The 17,725-nt window shown below is 68.3% G+C and carries 14 protein-coding genes; 9 read left to right on the top strand and 5 right to left on the bottom strand.

The window, feature by feature from the left end; genetic code table 11:
• Nucleotides 1-17: 17 nt before the first annotated feature.
• Nucleotides 18-677 carry an HdeD family acid-resistance protein gene (locus OVA30_RS02390; protein WP_268174480.1) on the bottom strand — a complete coding sequence of 220 codons (660 nt, stop codon included), beginning with the start codon at nucleotides 675-677 and terminating at the stop codon, nucleotides 18-20.
• Between the two features lie 608 nt (nucleotides 678-1,285).
• On the opposite strand from OVA30_RS02390, the gene map reads away from it, so the two are divergent.
• Nucleotides 1,286-2,038, top strand: coding sequence for a type I methionyl aminopeptidase (map, locus tag OVA30_RS02385; RefSeq protein ID WP_268177445.1), 753 nt, complete (start codon nucleotides 1,286-1,288; stop codon nucleotides 2,036-2,038).
• 118 nt (nucleotides 2,039-2,156) lie between these two features.
• Here the strand turns inward: map and OVA30_RS02380 are convergent, their stop codons facing one another.
• The gene (locus OVA30_RS02380; RefSeq protein ID WP_012252894.1) at nucleotides 2,157-2,585 is read right to left on the bottom strand and encodes a TIGR01244 family sulfur transferase; all 429 of its coding nucleotides are present in this window, start codon (nucleotides 2,583-2,585) and stop codon (nucleotides 2,157-2,159) included.
• 176 nt (nucleotides 2,586-2,761) lie between these two features.
• Between OVA30_RS02380 and OVA30_RS02375 the strand changes: the two genes are divergently transcribed.
• Nucleotides 2,762-3,139: a restriction endonuclease gene (locus OVA30_RS02375; RefSeq protein ID WP_003600426.1), complete on the top strand. Its 378-nt coding sequence runs from the start codon at nucleotides 2,762-2,764 to the stop codon at nucleotides 3,137-3,139.
• A 101-nt stretch (nucleotides 3,140-3,240) separates the two neighbouring features.
• On the opposite strand, the gene OVA30_RS02370 is transcribed toward OVA30_RS02375, so the two are convergent.
• The gene (locus tag OVA30_RS02370; RefSeq protein ID WP_268174479.1) at nucleotides 3,241-4,626 is read right to left on the bottom strand and encodes an HD-GYP domain-containing protein; all 1,386 of its coding nucleotides are present in this window, start codon (nucleotides 4,624-4,626) and stop codon (nucleotides 3,241-3,243) included.
• Nucleotides 4,627-4,928: 302 nt separating this feature from the next.
• Between OVA30_RS02370 and OVA30_RS02365 the strand changes: the two genes are divergently transcribed.
• Both OVA30_RS02365 and OVA30_RS02360 read left to right on the top strand, forming a co-directional pair.
• Entirely contained in the window at nucleotides 4,929-6,092 is a 1,164-nt protein-coding gene (locus OVA30_RS02365) for an acyltransferase family protein (RefSeq protein WP_268174478.1), read from the top strand.
• Nucleotides 6,093-6,186: 94 nt separating this feature from the next.
• A complete protein-coding gene (locus OVA30_RS02360) occupies nucleotides 6,187-6,402 on the top strand; it encodes a DUF3606 domain-containing protein (RefSeq protein WP_012252891.1) in 216 nt (71 codons plus the stop codon).
• Between the two features lie 97 nt (nucleotides 6,403-6,499).
• On the opposite strand, the gene OVA30_RS02355 is transcribed toward OVA30_RS02360, so the two are convergent.
• On the bottom strand, nucleotides 6,500-6,916 hold the full coding sequence (locus tag OVA30_RS02355; RefSeq protein ID WP_003600422.1) for a flagellar biosynthesis repressor FlbT: 417 nt from the start codon (nucleotides 6,914-6,916) through the stop codon (nucleotides 6,500-6,502).
• A 203-nt stretch (nucleotides 6,917-7,119) separates the two neighbouring features.
• On the opposite strand from OVA30_RS02355, the gene OVA30_RS02350 reads away from it, so the two are divergent.
• The 5 genes from OVA30_RS02350 to OVA30_RS02330 all read left to right on the top strand — a co-directional run bounded on the left by OVA30_RS02350 (nucleotide 7,120) and on the right by OVA30_RS02330 (nucleotide 14,423).
• Nucleotides 7,120-8,319 (top strand): flagellin N-terminal helical domain-containing protein, encoded by a 1,200-nt coding sequence (locus tag OVA30_RS02350; protein WP_003600419.1) that lies wholly within the window; start codon nucleotides 7,120-7,122, stop codon nucleotides 8,317-8,319.
• 183 nt (nucleotides 8,320-8,502) lie between these two features.
• The gene (locus OVA30_RS02345) at nucleotides 8,503-9,702 is read left to right on the top strand and encodes a flagellin N-terminal helical domain-containing protein (protein WP_268174477.1); all 1,200 of its coding nucleotides are present in this window, start codon (nucleotides 8,503-8,505) and stop codon (nucleotides 9,700-9,702) included.
• Between the two features lie 217 nt (nucleotides 9,703-9,919).
• Complete coding sequence (locus OVA30_RS02340) at nucleotides 9,920-12,958, top strand: penicillin-binding protein 1A (RefSeq protein WP_268174476.1); 3,039 nt, start codon at nucleotides 9,920-9,922, stop codon at nucleotides 12,956-12,958.
• Nucleotides 12,959-13,006: 48 nt separating this feature from the next.
• Entirely contained in the window at nucleotides 13,007-14,092 is a 1,086-nt protein-coding gene (locus OVA30_RS02335) for a hypothetical protein (protein WP_082291026.1), read from the top strand.
• A 166-nt stretch (nucleotides 14,093-14,258) separates the two neighbouring features.
• Nucleotides 14,259-14,423, top strand: coding sequence for a substrate-binding domain-containing protein (locus OVA30_RS02330; protein WP_268174475.1), 165 nt, complete (start codon nucleotides 14,259-14,261; stop codon nucleotides 14,421-14,423).
• Nucleotides 14,424-14,548: 125 nt separating this feature from the next.
• Here the strand turns inward: OVA30_RS02330 and OVA30_RS02325 are convergent, their stop codons facing one another.
• On the bottom strand, nucleotides 14,549-17,719 hold the full coding sequence (locus tag OVA30_RS02325; protein ID WP_268174474.1) for an efflux RND transporter permease subunit: 3,171 nt from the start codon (nucleotides 17,717-17,719) through the stop codon (nucleotides 14,549-14,551).
• Between the last annotated feature and the right edge of the window lie 6 nt (nucleotides 17,720-17,725).

Raw genomic sequence — 17,725 nt, 5'->3', positions numbered from 1 at the left:
GGCGGCCCGGACACCGTTTAGCTTGAGGTTCTGGCGTGGCCGCTCTCGGAGAGCGGCCGCGCCGGCGCCGTGTGATGGGAGCGCAGGCGGAAGCCGAGGATCAGCAGCATCACGCCGAAGGCCACCGCGTAGGCGCCGAGCCACCACGTCAGCACCAAAGCCGACATGCCGGGATTGATCAGAAGCGCGATCCCGAACAGCACCGAGACGGCGCCGCCGAGGCCCAGCCACCAACGCCCGTAATGCGGATGGAGGCGGAAGGCCGCCGCGATCATCAGCCCGCCCGAGAGCAGGGCCCAGGCGGCCACGAGAAGCACGAAGGCCCAGACGGCGGCGGCCGGCACCAGAAACGCCGCGACACCGACCACGATGTCGAGCAGACCCTCGAGCAGCAGGAAGCCCCAGCACTCGTGTTGCCGTGCCGCCCGCACCGCCGCGGCGATGCCGAAGAAGCCGTCGACCAGCATGTAGGCCGCGAAGAACAGCACCAGCGAGAGCACGAAGGCCCCCGGCGCCACGAAGGCGATCGCTCCGAACAGGATGGCCAGCGCCCCGCGCAGGGCCACGAGCCACCAGTTGCGGGCCAGGACGGCGCTCATCGCGTCGAGGCGGTCCGATCCGGTCGGCGGCGAGCCGGACGGATGGGTTGCTCCGGATGTCTCGGGCGTTCCAGCCATCTTACGCTCCTCCGGCAAGGTTGGGCACAGTCGGGCAAGGTCGGCGATGGCGGCGCAGCGGCCGGATCGGGCCGGGCACACGCGTCCCATCGGTTGTGCAACGCAACTTAGAGCTGCCTGTTCCCCGCTTCGTGATAGAGGGCTGGGGCATGAAGCCAATTCGCAAGTGTCCGTCTTCAGGTCCGTCGGATCGTTTGCGGATGATGTGCGTATCCAAGCCGCTTCGGTGGGAGTCGATAGCGGCGATCTTGCCGCTCGGTACGCCGCTTGCTCGCTCCTGAATTCGCGGGCCCCGGCATCAGGATTGGATGCGGGAAGCGACATCTGCGGGGTTCTCGGATTCTGCGCCAGGAACCTTTCGTGGCGTTTCCAGCGATCCCACGCGTGATCGGAGGCTCTGCCGTGTCCCGGCTCGACTGACGCGGCGTGCCCCCTCGCATTTCAACCAGGGAAGCGCCCGCTCTCATGCAAGCATGGCGACGGCCCGCGCCACGCCGATGGCTTCGCGGGATCGCCCGAAGATGGCAGAACTGTCCGACGGGAGCTTAGGCTTCTCTGCGAAGGCCGGGACGGGGATGCCGGACCCCGACGGCGCGAAAGGACGCGACATGACGGTGTCGAACGACGACGAGTTGGCGAGGCTGAAGCAGATCGGCCGCATCGTGGCCGATACGCTGGCCGTGATGGGCCGGGCGATCGAGCCCGGCATGACCACGCGCGAACTCGACGACGTCGGGCGGGCCTTCCTGGAGGCGGCCGGCGCGCGCTCGGCGCCGGAGGCGGTCTACGCCTTTCCGGGCGCGACCTGCATCAGCGTCAACGAGGAAATCGCCCACGGCATCCCCGGCGCGCGCCGGATCGCGCCGGGGGATTTGGTCAATATCGACGTCTCGGCGCAGCGGGACGGCTACTTTGCCGATACGGGCGCCTCCTTCGCCGTGCCGCCGGTGACGCGCGCGGTCGAGCGGCTGTGCAAGGACGGACGCCGGGCGATGTGGGCGGGCCTGCGTCAAGTCGGCGCCGGCAAGCCGCTCTCAGGGATAGGCCGGGCGGTGGGCACCTTCGCGCACAAGAACGGCTACACGCTGGTGCGCAACCTCGCGAGCCACGGCGTGGGCCTGTCGCTGCACGAGGAGCCGACCGAGATCGCGACCTGGCCCGATCCGTCCGAGCGCCGGATCATGCGCGACGGCATGGTCTTGACCGTCGAGCCGTTCCTGTCGCTGGGCGCGGATTTCGCTGAGGACGGCGACGATCCCTGGACCCTCTACAGCCGGCCGCGCGCCCTCACGGTCCAGTACGAGCACACCGCCGTCGCCACGCGCAACGGTCCGCTGATCCTCACCATGCCGGGGGCGTAGCGCAAGAGAGCGTCGCCAGAGCGTCGCCCTGGATGTCAGGTCGAGGACGCCGCTCTCCGTTTTCGATTCCGCATCATCCCGAAACCCGGCAACCACCTTTCGGGACGAGGCTCGTCACTCAGCCCGCATTCGCGTCGAGCCAGCGCTCGGCGCCCGAGAGGTCGTAGCCGTGGCGGGCGCCGTAGGCCGCCACCTCGTCCCGGCCCAGGCGTCCGGCGAGCACTTCGCCGATCACCCAGAGCGTCAGCGAGCGCGTGCCGCTGCGGCAATGGGCGACGACCGGGCCCGGTGCCGCCTCGACCGCCGCGTGGAAGCGCTCCACCGCCTCGCGGGTGAGGGTGGGGCCGGTCACCGGCAGATCGAGGTAGCGCAGGCCCGCCGCCTCCGCCGCCGCGCGCTCGGCTGCCGCGCCGGGCTGGCCCGGCTCCTCGCCATCGGGACGGTTGTTGATGAGGAGGCGCACGCCCTCGGCCCCGAGCGCCTCGATCTCCCCGAGGCTCGGCTGGCCGGCTACGGAGAGCTTGGAATCGATGGTTGTCCGCTTCATGCCGCCCACCCGTGTCGCCGTCTGAGCTTCGGGCGTAGCCTGCACCGTTTGCCGCAACAAGGCGCTGCGCGCGATCAAGCCGGCGCACGTGACGCGGGGCCCCGGCGGGAGCCGTGCGGCTTCCCGTCCGTTTCCCTGGCGCCCGGCACGACCGGGCCACTGAACGGAGACACGCGGTGGTGGGGCGGCGCGCCCGTCGCTGGCGCGACGCGGATCCCGAGACGCACGGACCGAAGCCGGCGGCCACGCCGGTCTGCCCGCTCTGCGAGCGGCCGATTCCGGCCCATGCGCGTCAGAGCCTGCATCACCTCACGCCGAAGATGAAGGGCGGCGCCCACGGGGCGACCGTGCGGCTCCATCAGATCTGCCACTCGGCGATCCATGCTCGCTACAGCGAGGCCGAGATCGCCCGGCGGCTCGCCGAGGTCGAGGCGCTGCGCGCCGATCCCGAGATCGCCCGCTTCCTCGACTGGGTGCGCGGCAAGCCCGACGATTTCCACGCCCCGACGCGCAAGACCCGCGACCGGCGTGGCGACGGGGGCGTGCGGCGGTAGGGCGAGACCCACTCGGCCGAGCGGGCATCGCCGGCTCCGATGTTCCGGCGGGGTGCCCGAGTGACCTCGCGAGTGATCTCGGATGAGCCGTGCGTGTCGCCCTATGCCGCCTCGTGCGTCGGCGCCAATTCCGTGTCGAGCCCGGCGATGGCGCGTTCCAGCGCCGCGAAGCAGTCCGGATCGAAGGCGGTGCCGACATCGCCGCGCATGATGGCGAGCGCCTTCTCCACGGGCATGGCCTTCCGGTAAGGCCGGTCCGCGGTCAGGGCGTCGAACACGTCGGCGACCGAGACGATCCGTGTCTCGGGCGCGATCGCCTCGCCCTTCAGCCCGCGGGGATAGCCCCTTCCGTCGAGCCGCTCGTGATGGCCGCCCCCGATCCGGGCGATCTCGTGGAAGGCGGCCACCCGCGTCAGGATCGTCTCCGACATCGAGGCGTGGTTGCGCATGTCCTGCCACTCTGCCTCGTCCAGCTTGCCGTTCTTGTCGAGGATCGCGTTCGAGACCCCGAGCTTGCCGACATCGTGCAGCAGCGCGGCCCGCTTCAGCCAGCGTCGGCGCTCCGGCGTGTAGCCGAGTTCGGCGGCGACCATGTCGGCATAGACCGCGACGCGCTCCGAATGGCCCGAGGTGAACGGGCTCTTGGCATCGATGATCTGCGCGAAGGCGCGGGCGATGTCATCGAGGTAGTCTTCGTCCACCACGATCGGGCTGCGGGGCGCCAGCGCGAACACCGCCGCCTCGACTCCGTCGGAGGCCAGGGTCTGCCAGAAGCCGGGGGCGGCCGCGGCCGCCTCGAAGCAAGCCACGATCTGCGGATCGAACCATGTGCCGGCGCGCGCCCGCACCTCGGCCAGGGCCGCCGCGCGGCCGGCGGAGGCGTGGAAGACGTCGACCACCTGGGCGAGCAGCGCCACGCGGGCATAGAGCGGGATCGCGGGACCGGCGAGCCGATCGGGCCGGCCGCCGCCGTTCCAGTGCTCGTCGAGGGCGTGGATGGCTTCGCAGACGCTGGCCGGGAAGCGCAACTGCCGGGCGATCTCGGCGCCGCGCTGACACCGGGTCTGGATCAGTTCGTCGACGATCGTACCCCCGTTCTGCAGGATGTTGAGCACCGCCCGGAAACGGTCGGCCAAGCCGGCCTTGAGGCCCGTATGCGAGAAGACGAAGCCCAGAACCTTCGGCAGGCTGTCGCTGACCGTCTTGAAATCGCGCTTGAAGCTCAGGTCGTCCGACAGGTAGAGTTCACAGATGCGCGCGGCATTGCTGGAGCAGCCGAGATCCTTCAGCATCACGGTGTGGTAGAGTTCCCAGAGTTGCAGCTCGGGCAGGCCCATCTGCCGGCCGATATGGAAGCCGATCCAGGTCGCGCGCACGCAATGCCCGACGGGTTGGCCCTCCGTCAGATCGAGGGCGTGGCTCAGGGCGCCGAGAATCTCCGAAAGTTGGACGGTCTGCTCCCCCTCGCTGCCCGACACGATGTGCATGACTTCCCCCACCCGTCCTCTTGCTCTTCGGCCGGAACACTGCTTGCAGAGCCTGATGAAAGCGTTGCGCCGCGACGGCGACCCGGCCGGATGGTGAACGGCCTCTGCGTGTTACTGCATCCGCAGGTTTGCCGGGGGCGAATACGGCGTTTCAGCCGAGGGCGTGGCAACCGGTGGGAAATGCCCGGCCGTGTTGCTGCGGTATTAACCGCATGGCGAGATCTCCGGGCCGTGATCGCGGGCGCTTAACGCTTCGGCGCCACCATCAGGGCTCGATCCCGCCCGCACCAGGTCCGCCCGCCATGACCGCAGCGCCCTCCATAGCGTCCACCGCGGCCACCCGCCCCCTTCGCCCGCTTCCCGAAGAGGCCGCCCGGCTCGCCTGGGTCGATGTCGCCAAGGGCCTTTGCATCATTCTCGTCGTGATGATGCACTCGACGCTCGGCACCGGCGAGGCCCTGGGCGGCGAGGGCTTCCTGCATACGGTCGTCGAATTCGCCAAACCGTTCCGGATCCCCGACTTCTTCCTGCTCTCGGGGCTCTTCCTCGGCCGGGTGATCGACCGCGACTGGCGGCTGTTCGCGGACCGGCGCGTGGTCCACTTCGCCTATTTCTACGGGCTGTGGGTGGTGATCCAGTCGCTGTTCAAGGCCGGCTCGATCGTCGGCGGGGCGGACGGGAGCGCGGAGAAACTCGCTGCCTTCGGCCTGCACCTCGCGGAGGCGCTGGTGGTGCCCTACTCGACGCTGTGGTTCGTCTACCTGCTCGCGGTGTTCTCGGTGGTGACGAAGCTGCTCCACCGCCGGGTGCCGCCGGCCCTGCTGCTGGTCGCGGCGGCCGTGCTGCAGATCCTGCCGACGAGCGGCCTGCCGGAACTCTTGGACGAGTTCTGCGAGCGCTACGTCTACTTCCTGGGCGGCACCCTCTTCGCCGAGTGGATCTTCCGCTTCGCCGACCAGGTGCGCGAGCGGGCCGGCCTCGCGGTCGCGGGTCTCGCCCTGTGGGCCGTGCTGGAGGCCGTGTTCGTGTTCACGCCGACAGGAATCGAGGCGCTGCCGACGCTCGCACGCCTGCCGGTGGTCAGCCTGGCGCTCGGCACGGTCGGCGCGCTCGCCATCGTCGCCTTTGCCGGGCTGATGACCCGTGCGGGCGGCCCCGTCACCGCGGCGCTGCGCGCCTGCGGCGAGCGCTCCATCGTGATCTATCTCGGCTTCTTCCTGCCGATGGCGCTCACCCGCACCCTGATCGCCCGGTTCAATGACGCCCAGCCCGATCTCGCCCTCGATGTCGGGCTCGCGAGCCTCGTCGTCACCGTGGCGGCGGTGACGGTGCCGCTGGCCTTCGAGCGGCTGGTACGCGGCACCCGCCTGAATTTCCTGTTCCGGCGCCCGGCCGCCTTCCACATCGCACCGGCACCGGCCGCGCCGGCACGCCTGCGGCCGGCATCGGCCCCGCGCGAGGCATGAGCGGACGAGCCTCGGCGGAACCATCCTGCCCCGCCCGCCGGTTTGCCCCCTTTGGCCCGCTTCTTCGTGCGGGCGCGATCGGGAGGACAGGGGCATGGTGCAGGAAGCGTCCGACGTCGGACATGCGGTGAGCGGCGATCCCGCCCAGGTGGTTCTCGACGCCCCGCGGGACCGCGCCTACTGGGCGCGCCGGTTCGAGGTGCCGGCGGAGCAGGTGCAGGCGGCGGTCGAGGCGGTGGGTTCCGATGCCGCCCGGGTCGCCGCCCATCTCGGCAAGCCCTGGCCCTACGAGAAGAGCGGCATCGTGTGAGGCCGCGGGGGCGGGGCGATCCCCGGCCCAGCGAAAGCCTCGTCCTGGATCCTCGTTTCAGGACGAGGCTTCGGGCTCCCGCGCCGACCTCGGCCGCTCAGCCCTGATGCGCATCCGCATCCCGGCTCGCTTCGAGATGGTCGAGGAGCTGGCGCTCGTAGGCGATCAATTCGCGCCCGCGCTTGATCGCGCGGTGATACTGGCGCGCCGAGAGTTCGTCCTGAATGGCGAGGATGTAGGGCGCCATGCTCGGCGAAGCCTTCATGATCTCCGTGGCCTGGCGCACGAACAGATCCTCGGCCTCAGGCGGGTTGTCGGCGAGATAGATGAACTGGAGCGTCACGCAGAGGCGCTTGGCGGCGGTGTCGGCCTCGGTCTCGGTGATGATCTCGCTCTCGCGCAGGAATTTGCACTGGTTCTCGATCACGAAGGTCGAGCGGCGGTCGCCGTTGCGGATCAGCGCGCCGTTGATGATCAGCCGCTCCTGGGGCTTGAGCTCGATGCGCAGGGCCATGGTGGACAGTTCCTTGGTGGGACGAAGCGAAGCAAAGGTCGTGATGTTCTCTTAACCACGAAGGCAAGGCTTTGCGCGAATCTTGCGTTTGACGGGCGAAAGCGGCGGAATCGGACGGTTGGATTAAGGTCTCGGCAAGGCGCGGGGTGGAGTGTCAGGGTGTCGCCAAAAAGGCGGTATCAAGACCCACAAGGATCGCCCCCATGTCCTCCGGCATCACGCTTTCGTCCGCCACCCGTCAGAACCTGCTCTCGCTGCAGGACACCTCGGCCCTGACGGCCACCACCCAGAACCGCCTTGCCACCGGCCTCAAGGTTTCTTCCGCCCTCGATAGCCCCGTCAACTTCTTCACCGCGCAGAACCTGTCGAACCGCTCGACTGATCTGGGTGGCCTGCTCGACGGCATCTCGAACGGCGTCCAGGCGATCCAGGCCGCCAACCAGGGCATCACCTCGATCCAGAAGCTGATCGACTCGGCCAAGTCCACCGCCAACCAGGCGCTGTCGACGCAGATCACCACGACCGGCACCGCAGCCACCGACTTTGCCGCCAGCACCACGTCGGCGACGACCGTCAGCTTCTTCGTCAACGGCACAAGCAAGACGGCGACCATCGCCACCAGCTCGACGATCGACGCGGCTATCACTTCGCTCAACACGGCGGCCGGCTCGACGATGTTCTCCAAGGACACGACCGGCAAGAAGATCGTGCTGAACGCCAGCTCGGCGGTCGAGTTCGCGACGACGGGCAGTCAGACGGCTCTGGGCTTTGACGCCGGCACGGGCACCGCCACGGCCGATAAGTACGGCACCGGCAACACGGTCGCGGGCAACAGCGCCAACCTGACCATCTCAGGCGTGGAGACGCGTGCGAAGCTGGCCGAGCAGTACAACAGCCTGCTGACCCAGATCACGCAACTGGCCAAGGATTCGAGCTTCAACGGCACGAATCTGATCAGCAACGGTGACCCCTCGAACAAGCTGCACATCGCCTTCAACGAGAAGGACACCTCGAACCTCGACGTCCAGGGCAAGGATCTGACGGCCGACGGCCTTAAGCTGACCTCGATCACCGGCAACTCGGGTGCGACGGCGAATGGCCAGGGCAACTTCCTGCTCGACACGGACATCAAGGGCACTCTGACCAAGCTGACTTCAGGCTCCGATACCCTGCGTACGGCGAGCTCGACCTTCGGCTCGAACCTCTCCGTGGTGCAGAACCGGCAGAGCTTCTCGAAGAACCTGATCAACGTGCTCGATACCGGTGCGGCGAACCTGACCAACGCCGACCTCAACCTGGAAGCGGCCAACTCCCAGGCGCTCTCGACCCGTCAGTCGCTGGGCATCTCGGCGCTCTCGCTCGCCAACCAGGCGCAGCAGAGCATCCTTCAGCTCCTGCGCTGATCGCGTTCTCTGAGACGTACCACACCAGCAAAAGAGACGGTCGGGACCTTGTTCCGACCGTCTCCTCATTCCAAACTCGAAAATTATCTGGCCGAGAAGAGATCGTTAACGCTAAAGAAACCCTGGGCGTGGTGAATTAACCCTAATGCCGGATCGGTATCGATCTGAACGGGGTTGTTACCCATGTCTTCAAGCGTCACGCTTTCCGCCGCCACTCGTCAGAACCTGCTCTCGCTGCAGGACACCTCGGCTCTGACGGCCACCACCCAGAACCGGCTGGCAACGGGATTGAAGGTCTCGTCGGCCCTCGATAACCCGGTGAACTTCTTCACCGCGCAATCTTTCAACAGCCGATCGGGCGATCTCAATTCGCTGCTCGACTCGATTTCGAACGGCATCCAGACGATCCAGGCGGCCAACCAGGGCATCACCTCGATCCAGAAGCTGATCGACTCGGCCAAGTCCACCGCCAACCAGGCGCTGTCGACGCAGATCACCACGACCGGCACCGCAGCCACCGACTTTGCCGCCAGCACCACGACGTCGACTTCCGTCAACTTCTTCGTCAACGGCGCGACCAAGACGGCGACCATCGCCACTAGCTCGACGATCGATGCGGCCATCACCGCGCTCAACACGGCGGCCGGCTCGACGATGTTCTCCAAGGACACGACCGGCAAGAAGATCGTGCTGAATGCCAGTTCGGCGGTCGAGTTCGCGACCACGACCGGCCAGACGGCTCTAGGCTTTGCCGCCGGCACGGGTAGCGCCACAGCCGACAAGTACGGCACCGGCAACACGGTCGCGAGCAACAGCGCCAACCTGACCATCTCAGGCGTGGAGACGCGTGCGAAGCTGGCCGAGCAGTACAACAGTTTGTTGATCCAGATTACGCAGCTGGCCAAGGATTCGAGCTTCAACGGCGTGAATCTGATCAGTAACAGTGACCCATCGAACAAGCTGCACATTACCTTCAACGAGCGCGACACCGCCAATCTCGACGTCCAGGGCAAGGATCTGACGGCCGACGGCCTGAGCCTGACCTCGATCACCGGCAACTCGGGTGCGACGGCGAACGGCCAGGGCAACTTCCTGCTCGACACCGACATCAAGGGCACGCTGACCAAGCTGACTTCAGGCTCCGACACCCTGCGCTCGGCGAGCTCGACCTTCGGCTCGAACCTCTCCGTGGTGCAGAACCGGCAGGACTTCACCAAGCGGCTCGTCAACATCCTTGATACCGGCGCCTCGAACCTGACCAACGCCGACCTCAACGAGGAGGCGGCGAACTCCCAGGCGCTCTCGACCCGTCAGTCGCTGGGCATCTCGGCGCTGTCGCTCGCCAACCAGGCGCAGCAGGGCATCCTCCAGCTCCTGCGCTGATCGGCATCGATCGTCGCAGGCGGGTGGGTTTCGGGGGCGATCGCGCGAAGCGGTCGCCCCTTTTTCGTTGGAGGGGCTGGCGTCCACACCCGACGGCGGCGCATCCCCGCCCCGTGGCGTCCGGGCGAGCCTGTCCATAAATCAGCCGCGTTGTGCGCCGCTTGATCGGCCCTGGTACGCTCTTCGTCGCGTGCCGGCCGGGGACCTCAACCGCTCGATGAACGCCATCCTGATCAAGCTGTTCGCGACCGCGCTGACCCTGTCCCAGGTCACGACGCGGCCCGACGCGGTGCGGACCCAGTTCGACCCGGCCAAGGATGGCGGGCAGGTCGTTGCGATCCTGCGCGATGGCTGCGCCCACATGCGCAAGTCCTTCGACATCGAGGACATCAATCTCGACGAGCTGATCTCCACCGCCATGGAGGATCCGAGCGCGGTGGCGGGCGACAACGCGCCCAAGATCCTGCACGGGCTCGACATCGCCGAGCTGAACACGAGCTACAAGCAATTCTGTAAGGGCGAGAACCCGGCCAATTCGCCTTTCGAGGCGGCGGCGGTGATCGCCTTCTACAACAACGCCGTGAAGGACCTGCCCTCGGCCGAGGCCCTGCGCGACATCAAGCTTCCCAGCGCCAGCGTGATCCTGGATGCGGCGGGCAAGCCCTATTCCGAGACCTTTGAGACGCATGGGCGCCGCCTCGTCGTGCCGATCGAGGGCGTGCCCGACCTCGTGCAAAAGGCCTTCGTCGCGGCCGAGGACAAGCGCTTCTACCAGCACCATGGCATCGACGAGCGCGGGGTGATCCGCGCCTTCGTCGGCAACCTCGCCTCGCCGGGGCGCCCGGCAGGCGGCTCGACCATCACGCAGCAGGTGGTGAAGAACCTCTCGGTCGGCGACGACGTCACCTACGAGCGCAAGATCCGCGAGATGATCGTGGCCTCGCGGCTGGAGCGGCTCCAGACCAAGCCGCAGATCCTCGGGCTCTACCTCAACGGGATCTATCTCGGCCGCGGCGCCTACGGCATCGAAATGGCGGCGCGCTCTTGGTTCGGGAAGTCGGTCGGCGCGCTGACGCTGCCCGAGGCCGCGTTGCTCGCCGGCCTGCCGAAGGGCCCGAACTATTACAGCCCCGACAAATATCCGGAGCGGGCGCGGGAGCGGCGCGCCTACGTGCTGAGCCGGATGAAGGAAGAGGGCACGATCACCGAAGCGCAGATGAATGCGGCGCTGGCCTCCGATCTCGGCATCAAGCCGCCGGATGCCGCGCGCCAGGATTCCGGCTTCTATCTCGTCGATCACGTGGCCCGCGAGACGCGCACCTTCGCCGGGCTCGAAACGCTCACCAACGCGAGCTACACCGTGCGCGCCACGGTGAATGCCGGCCTGCAAAGCGCGCTCGAAGCGGCACTGCAGGAGGGTCTGGCGGCCTACGAGCGCGGCACCGGCCGCGCCCGCTACGAGGGGCCGGAACTGAACCTGTCCGAGGCGATCAAGCGCATCGAGGCCGCCGCGCCCGCGCCGGAGCCCGTCGCCGAGCCGGCGCCCGCGCCCGAGGCGAAGAAGGGCGTGCGGAAGGCGGCCGTGGCGAAGGCGCCGGCCAAGCCCACCGTCCAGCCCGCTTGGCAGCGCGCGCTCGTCTCCGCCCGGCCGCCGCTCTACGACGTACGCTGGCCGCTCGCGGTGGTGCTCCAGACGGGCAAGAACGGCACCAAGGTCGGCCTGCCCGACGGCCGGGTCGCGAGCCTGGAGCCCGGCCCCGCGCGCGGAAAGCTTCAAGTGTACGATGCCGTCCGGGTGCGCCTGCGCGAGGGCAAAGGCAGCCTCCGCGCCGAGCTGCGCGTGCGCCCCACTGTCCAGGGCGCGGCCATCGTCTTGGAGAACCGCACGGGCAAGATCCTGGCGATGAGCGGGGGCTTCTCCTATCCGCTGAGCCAGCTCAACCGGGTGACGCAGGCCGTGCGCCAGCCGGGCTCGACTCTGAAGCCGTTGACCTACCTCGCCGCGCTGAACGCCGGGCTCCAGCCCAACACCCTGGTGATGGATTCCGCCGTGACCCTGCCGCCGATCGGCGGGGTCGGCGATTCCTGGTCGCCCAAGAACTACGATGGCGGCGGCTCCGGGGCGACGACGATCCGGCGCGGGCTCGAATTCTCGAAGAACCTCGTCACGGCCCGCCTGCTTCAGGGCGGCATCGCGGCCAAGGCGCCCGACAGCCTCCAGCGGGTCTGCGACATCGCGCTGGAGGCCCAGCTCTACGCCGAGTGCGAGCGCTACTATCCCTTCGTGCTCGGCGCCCAGCCGGTGCGGATGATCGATCTGGCGAGCTTCTACGCGGCGATCGCCAACGAGGGCGCGCGCCCGAGCGCCTACGCCCTGGAAGCGGTCGAGCGCGACGGCAAACCGCTCTACCGCCATCCCGACAAGGCGCCGGTGCGGATCGGCTCGGCCGACCGGGTCGCGTTCTACCAGCTCAAGACCATGCTCCAGGGCGTGACCCAGCACGGCACCGCGGCCGCGCTCTCCGGCATCTCGGCCTATGTGGCCGGCAAGACCGGCACCTCGGAGAACGAGAACGACGCGTGGTTTGCCGGCTTCTCGAACGAGATCACCGTTGTGGTCTGGGCCGGGTACGACAATGCCGACGGCGTGCGCCGCACGCTCGGCCGCGGGCAGACCGGCGGCCACGTCTCGGTGCCGATCGCGCGGGCGATCTTCCAGGCGGCCTGGGCCAACGGCGTGGCCCGCACGCCGCTGGCGCCCCCCTCTCCGGAAGCGAAGGCGCTGATCGCCGACCTGCCGATCGAGCCGAGGAGCGGCCAGCGCGTCGCGGGCGGCGGCTTCATCGAGCATTTCCGCCTCAAGGGGGGGCAGGTCGCCGACACGCAATACGCGCTGGTGCCCCGCGACACGCTCTACGCCATGCGTCCCGATGCGGAGGACGGCGATTACGCCAACGCCGAGGACGGGGCGGACGTGGCCGGCGACCTCTTCGGCAACCTGCCGGGCGGGCGCCGGTCCACCGAAGACCCGTTCGCGCAGCGGCGCAGCGCCGAGACCGATTCCGGCCGGACAGCCGACCCTTGGGGCCTGCGCCGCGACCGCCGGGAGGAGCCGCAGGCTTGGCCCGGCCGCGACCGCTACGGGCAGGTCAACCCGGTGCCGTTCGGCTCGCCCTTCGACGACGAAGGCGACACCCGCACGCGCCAGCGCCGCCGCGATCCCGACTACCTGTTCGGCGACGACCCGGGCTACTGAAGCTGCGCCCTTCGACGCCTTCCCTCATCGACTCCTTCGAGGTCCGCTTTGCCCAGGCAGTTTCCGGCCGCCCTTGTCGTCGCGCTCGCGCTGGCCGTGCCGGCCCAGGCGCAGGAGGTGGCGAAAGATCTTCCCAAGGATCTCCCCAAGGATCTTCCCAAACCCGCTGCCCTGGTCTCCGACCGGGTCAAGGACGTGCCGGCCCTGACGCCCGGCGACGCCGCGAGCCTCAAGCCCGGCACGGTGCTGTTCAGCGACCACCGCGAGGCGGCTTCGACCAATCCAGAGAGCGGGCTGATCGCCTTCGACGCGTGGCGCAAGGCACGGGCCGCCGAGGCCGCGGCGCTGAGCCCCTGGCCCGGCTATACCGAGCCCGACTACACCCAGACGGTGAACGGCGTCGCCAAGCCGCGCCACGAGACCCTGAAGGTCTACGTCGCGGAAGGCCGCTTCGTCGTGGCCAAGCCGCCCTCCGCCATCGACCTGTCGGCCTTCGCCAATCTCGACTTCCTGGCCAAGATGGACCCGGTGATTCGCCACAAGCGGCTCGAACCGGCGGAGGTGACGCCGACCAAGGACCCGGCCGCTGCCTTTGCCAAGCGCCCTGACCGGCCCTGGTGCGGGGCGGGCGGCGTGTGCATCGAGTCGCGCTACGATCTCGAGGGCAAGCTGCCGCTCGGCGTGAAGCTCGCCAACAAGCTGGAACTCGGCAGCTCGAAGAAGGTCGCGGAGTTCGTCTCGTTCCAGAGCGAGCTGCGGGTGCTGCCGCCGGCCGAGGCGGCGGGTCTTGCGGCGCTCACGAAGATCGACACGCCCGTGGCGGGTGGGCTCGAACAGACGATCTTCTGGGTCAATCAGATCCTGCGCTTCGGCAAGTTCCTGGCGGTGATGCAGCCGGCCCCCGACGATCCGAACCGGACCGTGGTGACGACCTACATGGCCCTGGCCATCAAGGCCGACGTGCTGGAGCGCAAGCAGGAATATGCCCGCGTGCCGGTGCTGAAGAACCTGCTGCCGGTGCAGGTGCTGATGGGCAATTCCTCGTTCAACACCGGCACCTCGATCAGCGCTGGCGTGCCGACCTACGCCCGCAACCGCATCGTCGCCTTCGCCGACGCCCTGGCGAAGCGGTGACGCGTACCTGCCGGTGTCACCTGTTTCTCACAAAAGTGTGAGCAGGAGAGAATCTGTTACCGGAAGAGCACAGACACGCTCTGGTATATTGGATAAAGTACAACGACTCGTTCCTGAGACCGCGAGTTACCTCAGCCGGCGCGCCCCCTAGGCGCGCCGCTTTTTGTTGGGCTTCGAGCCCGGCCTCACCGTGATCGAGCAGCCGGTGGCCGAGATCGGCGCCCAGGCGATGCGCCTGTTGTTCGAACGGACCGCACATCCGGACCAGCCGGTGCGCGAGGTGACGCTGAGCGGGCGGGCGGTGCTGCGGGGCTCGACGCGACGGGGGTGAGACGGCTTACCGCTCGGTCAAAGCGGTCAGCCGTCTCTGCAAGCTCGCGCAGCGCCCGAGCGGCCTGCGAAATCGGCTTATGCGAAGCAATCCGTCGGATCTCGTACGAGGGGCGCTGACGCTCCTCAATGCGCCTCTGCGGGCGAATGCGCCTGCGCGGCCGCGACCCGGTCCGACGCCTCGGAATGCGCGGCGGGCTTGCGGCGCGAGAAGGTGAGGATCAGCACCGGCAGCACGAGCAGGATCAGCAGGGGCGCCAGCGCCATGCCGCCCACCACCACCAGCGCCAGCGGCTTCTGCACCTGCGAGCCGACGCCGGTGGAGAAGGCTGCGGGCAGAAGGCCGACGCCGGCCACGACGCAGGTCATCACCACGGGGCGCATCTGCGTGTAGCAGGTGCGCAGCATCGCCGGCACGCGCTGCACGCCTGAGGCGAGGAGGTCGTTGTAGAAGGACAGCACGATGATGCCGTCCATCACCGCAATGCCGAGCAGCGCGATGAAGCCGATCGCCGCCGAGACGCTGAACGAGGTGCCGGTCAGCGAGAGCGCCAGGATGCCGCCGGCCATCGCCATCGGGATCACGCTGAGCGCGAGCAGCGAATCCACCACGGACGAGAAGTTCATGAACAGCAGGATCGCGATGATGCCGACCGCGATCGGCACGGTCACGGAGAGGCGGGCGATCGCGCCCTTCATGTTGTTGAACTCGCCGACCAGCTCCAGCCGATAGCCCGGCGGCAGCGTCACCTCGTTGGCGACGCGGGCGCGCGCCTCCTCGATGGTGCTGCCGAGGTCGCGTCCGCGCACGGAGAACTTCACCGGCAGGTAGCGCTCCTGCGCCTCGCGATAGATGTAGGCGGGGCCGGAGACGAGCTCGACCCGCGCCACCGCGCTCAGGGGGAACTGCACCGGCGCGCCGTTGGCCGGGCTCTGGCCGGCGATGCGCAGGTTGGCGATCGCCTCGATGCTCTGGCGGAACTGGGGCTGGAGGCGCACCATGATCGGGTAGTGCCGCTCGGAGCCGGGATCGTAGAGGTCGCCGGCCGAGTCGCCGCCGATGGCGGTGCGCACCGTGGTGTTGATGTCGCCCGGCGTCAGGCCGTAGCGGGCGGCGCGCACCCGGTCCACGTCGATCTCGATGGTCGGCTGGCCGAGCGACTGGAACACCGCCAGATCCTCGACGCCGCGGACCGTGGAGAGCACCTTCATCACGCTTTTCGCGCTGTCGGTGAGCTTCTGCAGGTCGTTGCCGAAGATCTTGAACGAGTTCTCGCCCTTGATGCCGGAGACCGCCTCGGCGACGTTGTCCTGAAGGTATTGCGACAGGTTGAAGTCGACGCCGGGGAAGGCGGCCTGAAGCTTGTGCAGCATCTCCTCGGTGAGCTTCTCCTTGTCCACGCCGGGGCGCCACTGTTCGAGCGGCTTCATCGGCGCGAAGAACTCGGCGTTGAAGAAGCCGGCCGCGTCGGTGCCGTCGTCCGGGCGCCCGTGCTGCGAGACCACGCGCTCGACCTCGGGCAGCGAGGCGATGATCTTGCGCATCTCGTTGACGTAGCCGTTGCTCTCCCGCAGCGAGATCGTCGCCGGCATGGTGGCGCGGACCCAGAGATTGCCCTCTTCGAGCTTCGGCAGGAACTCCGAGCCGAGATTGCGCGCAGCCAGCCCGACGCCGACCGCGATCAGCGCGACGCAGGCCACCGTGACGAGCCGGGCGCCGAGCGCCGCGCGCACCGCCGGGCGGTACATCCAGTCGAGGGCGCGCACGAGGATCGTCTCCTTCTCCTCGATATGCGCGGGGAGAAGGTAGGCGGCGAGCGCGGGCGTGACGGTGAAGGTGGCGATGAGGCCGCCGAGCAGGGCGTAGGCGTAGGTCGTCGCCATCGGCCCGAAGATGTGGCCCTCGACGCCGGTGAGCGTGAAGAGCGGCAGGAAGCCGGTGACGATGATCGCCGCGGCAAAGAAGATCGATCGGCTGACATCGCTGGCCGCGAGCGCGATGCGGCCCGATTTCGCGTCGAGCCCCGGCGGCGGGTAGCCGGGGATGCCGTGGCCCGACAGGCGCCGGAAGATCGCCTCGACCATGATGACGGTGCCATCGACGATCAGGCCGAAATCGAGCGCGCCGACCGAGAGCAGGTTGGCGGATTCATCGCGCGCCACGAGGATGACGACGGCGAAGAACAGGGCGAACGGGATCGTCGCCACGACGATCAAGGCCGAGCGCAGGTTGCCGAGGAACAGCCACTGGATCGCGAGGATCAGCAGGATGCCCACCACCATGTTGTGCAGCACGGTGTGGGTGGTGACCGCGATCAGGTCGGCGCGGTCGTAGATGCGCTCGATCTTGACGCCCGGCGGCAGGATGCCGGCGGCCTCGATCTTGGCGACCTCCACTTTTACGGCTTCGATCGAGGGCGTCGACTTCTCACCGCGGCGCATCAGGACGATGCCCTGGACGATGTCGTCCTCGTCGTTCATCCCGGCGATGCCGAGCCGCGGCTGGTGGCCGATGGTGACGGTGGCCACGTCCTTGACCAGCACCGGCGCGCCGCCGACCTGAGTCAGCACCGTGCCGTTGATATCGTCGATGTCGCGGATCAGGCCGACCGCGCGCACCACCGCCGACTGGCCGCCGATGGCGACGCGGTTGCCGCCGACATTGAGGTTGCTGTCGTTGAGGGTCTTGACCACGTTGGCGAGGGAGAGGCCGTAGGCCATCAGCCGGTCGAGATCGACCGAGAGCTCAATGGTCTTGGTCTTGCCGCCCCAGCCGATGGCGTCGATCACGCCGGGCACCGCGCGGAAGCGCTTCTTCAGCACCCATTCCTGAAGCGTGCGCAGGTCGAGCACGCTGTAACCCGGCGGCGCCGTGAGCTTGTAGCGGAAGATCTCGCCGATTGGGCTGATCGGCGAGATGGTGGGCTTGGCGCCGGCCGGCAGCGGATCGAGCTGCTGCAGGCGGTTCAAGACCTGCTGCTCGGCCTGGAGGTAGTCGAACTCGAAGCCGAACTGCAGCTTCACGTCGGACAGGCCGTAGAGCGAGATGGTGCGAACCTGTTTGAGGTTCGGCATGCCCGAGGTGATCCGCTCGATCGGGATCGTGACGTAGCGCTCGATCTCCTCGGCCGAGAGGCCGTCGGTCTGGGTCACGACATCGACCATTGGCGGGGTCGGGTCGGGATAGGCCTCAATGTTGAGGTTCTGGAAGGCGGCCAAGCCGCCGACCACGAACAGCACGAAAGCGAGGATGACGAGGGGCCGTTGCCGGAGCGCGAGCGCGACGATGCCGTTCATGGGGGC

Origin of the sequence: Methylorubrum sp. SL192 (assembly GCF_026672325.1) — a bacterium.
Classification (GTDB): Bacteria; Pseudomonadota; Alphaproteobacteria; order Rhizobiales; family Beijerinckiaceae; genus Methylobacterium; species Methylobacterium extorquens.
This window is presented reverse-complemented; position numbering and strand designations above follow the sequence as displayed.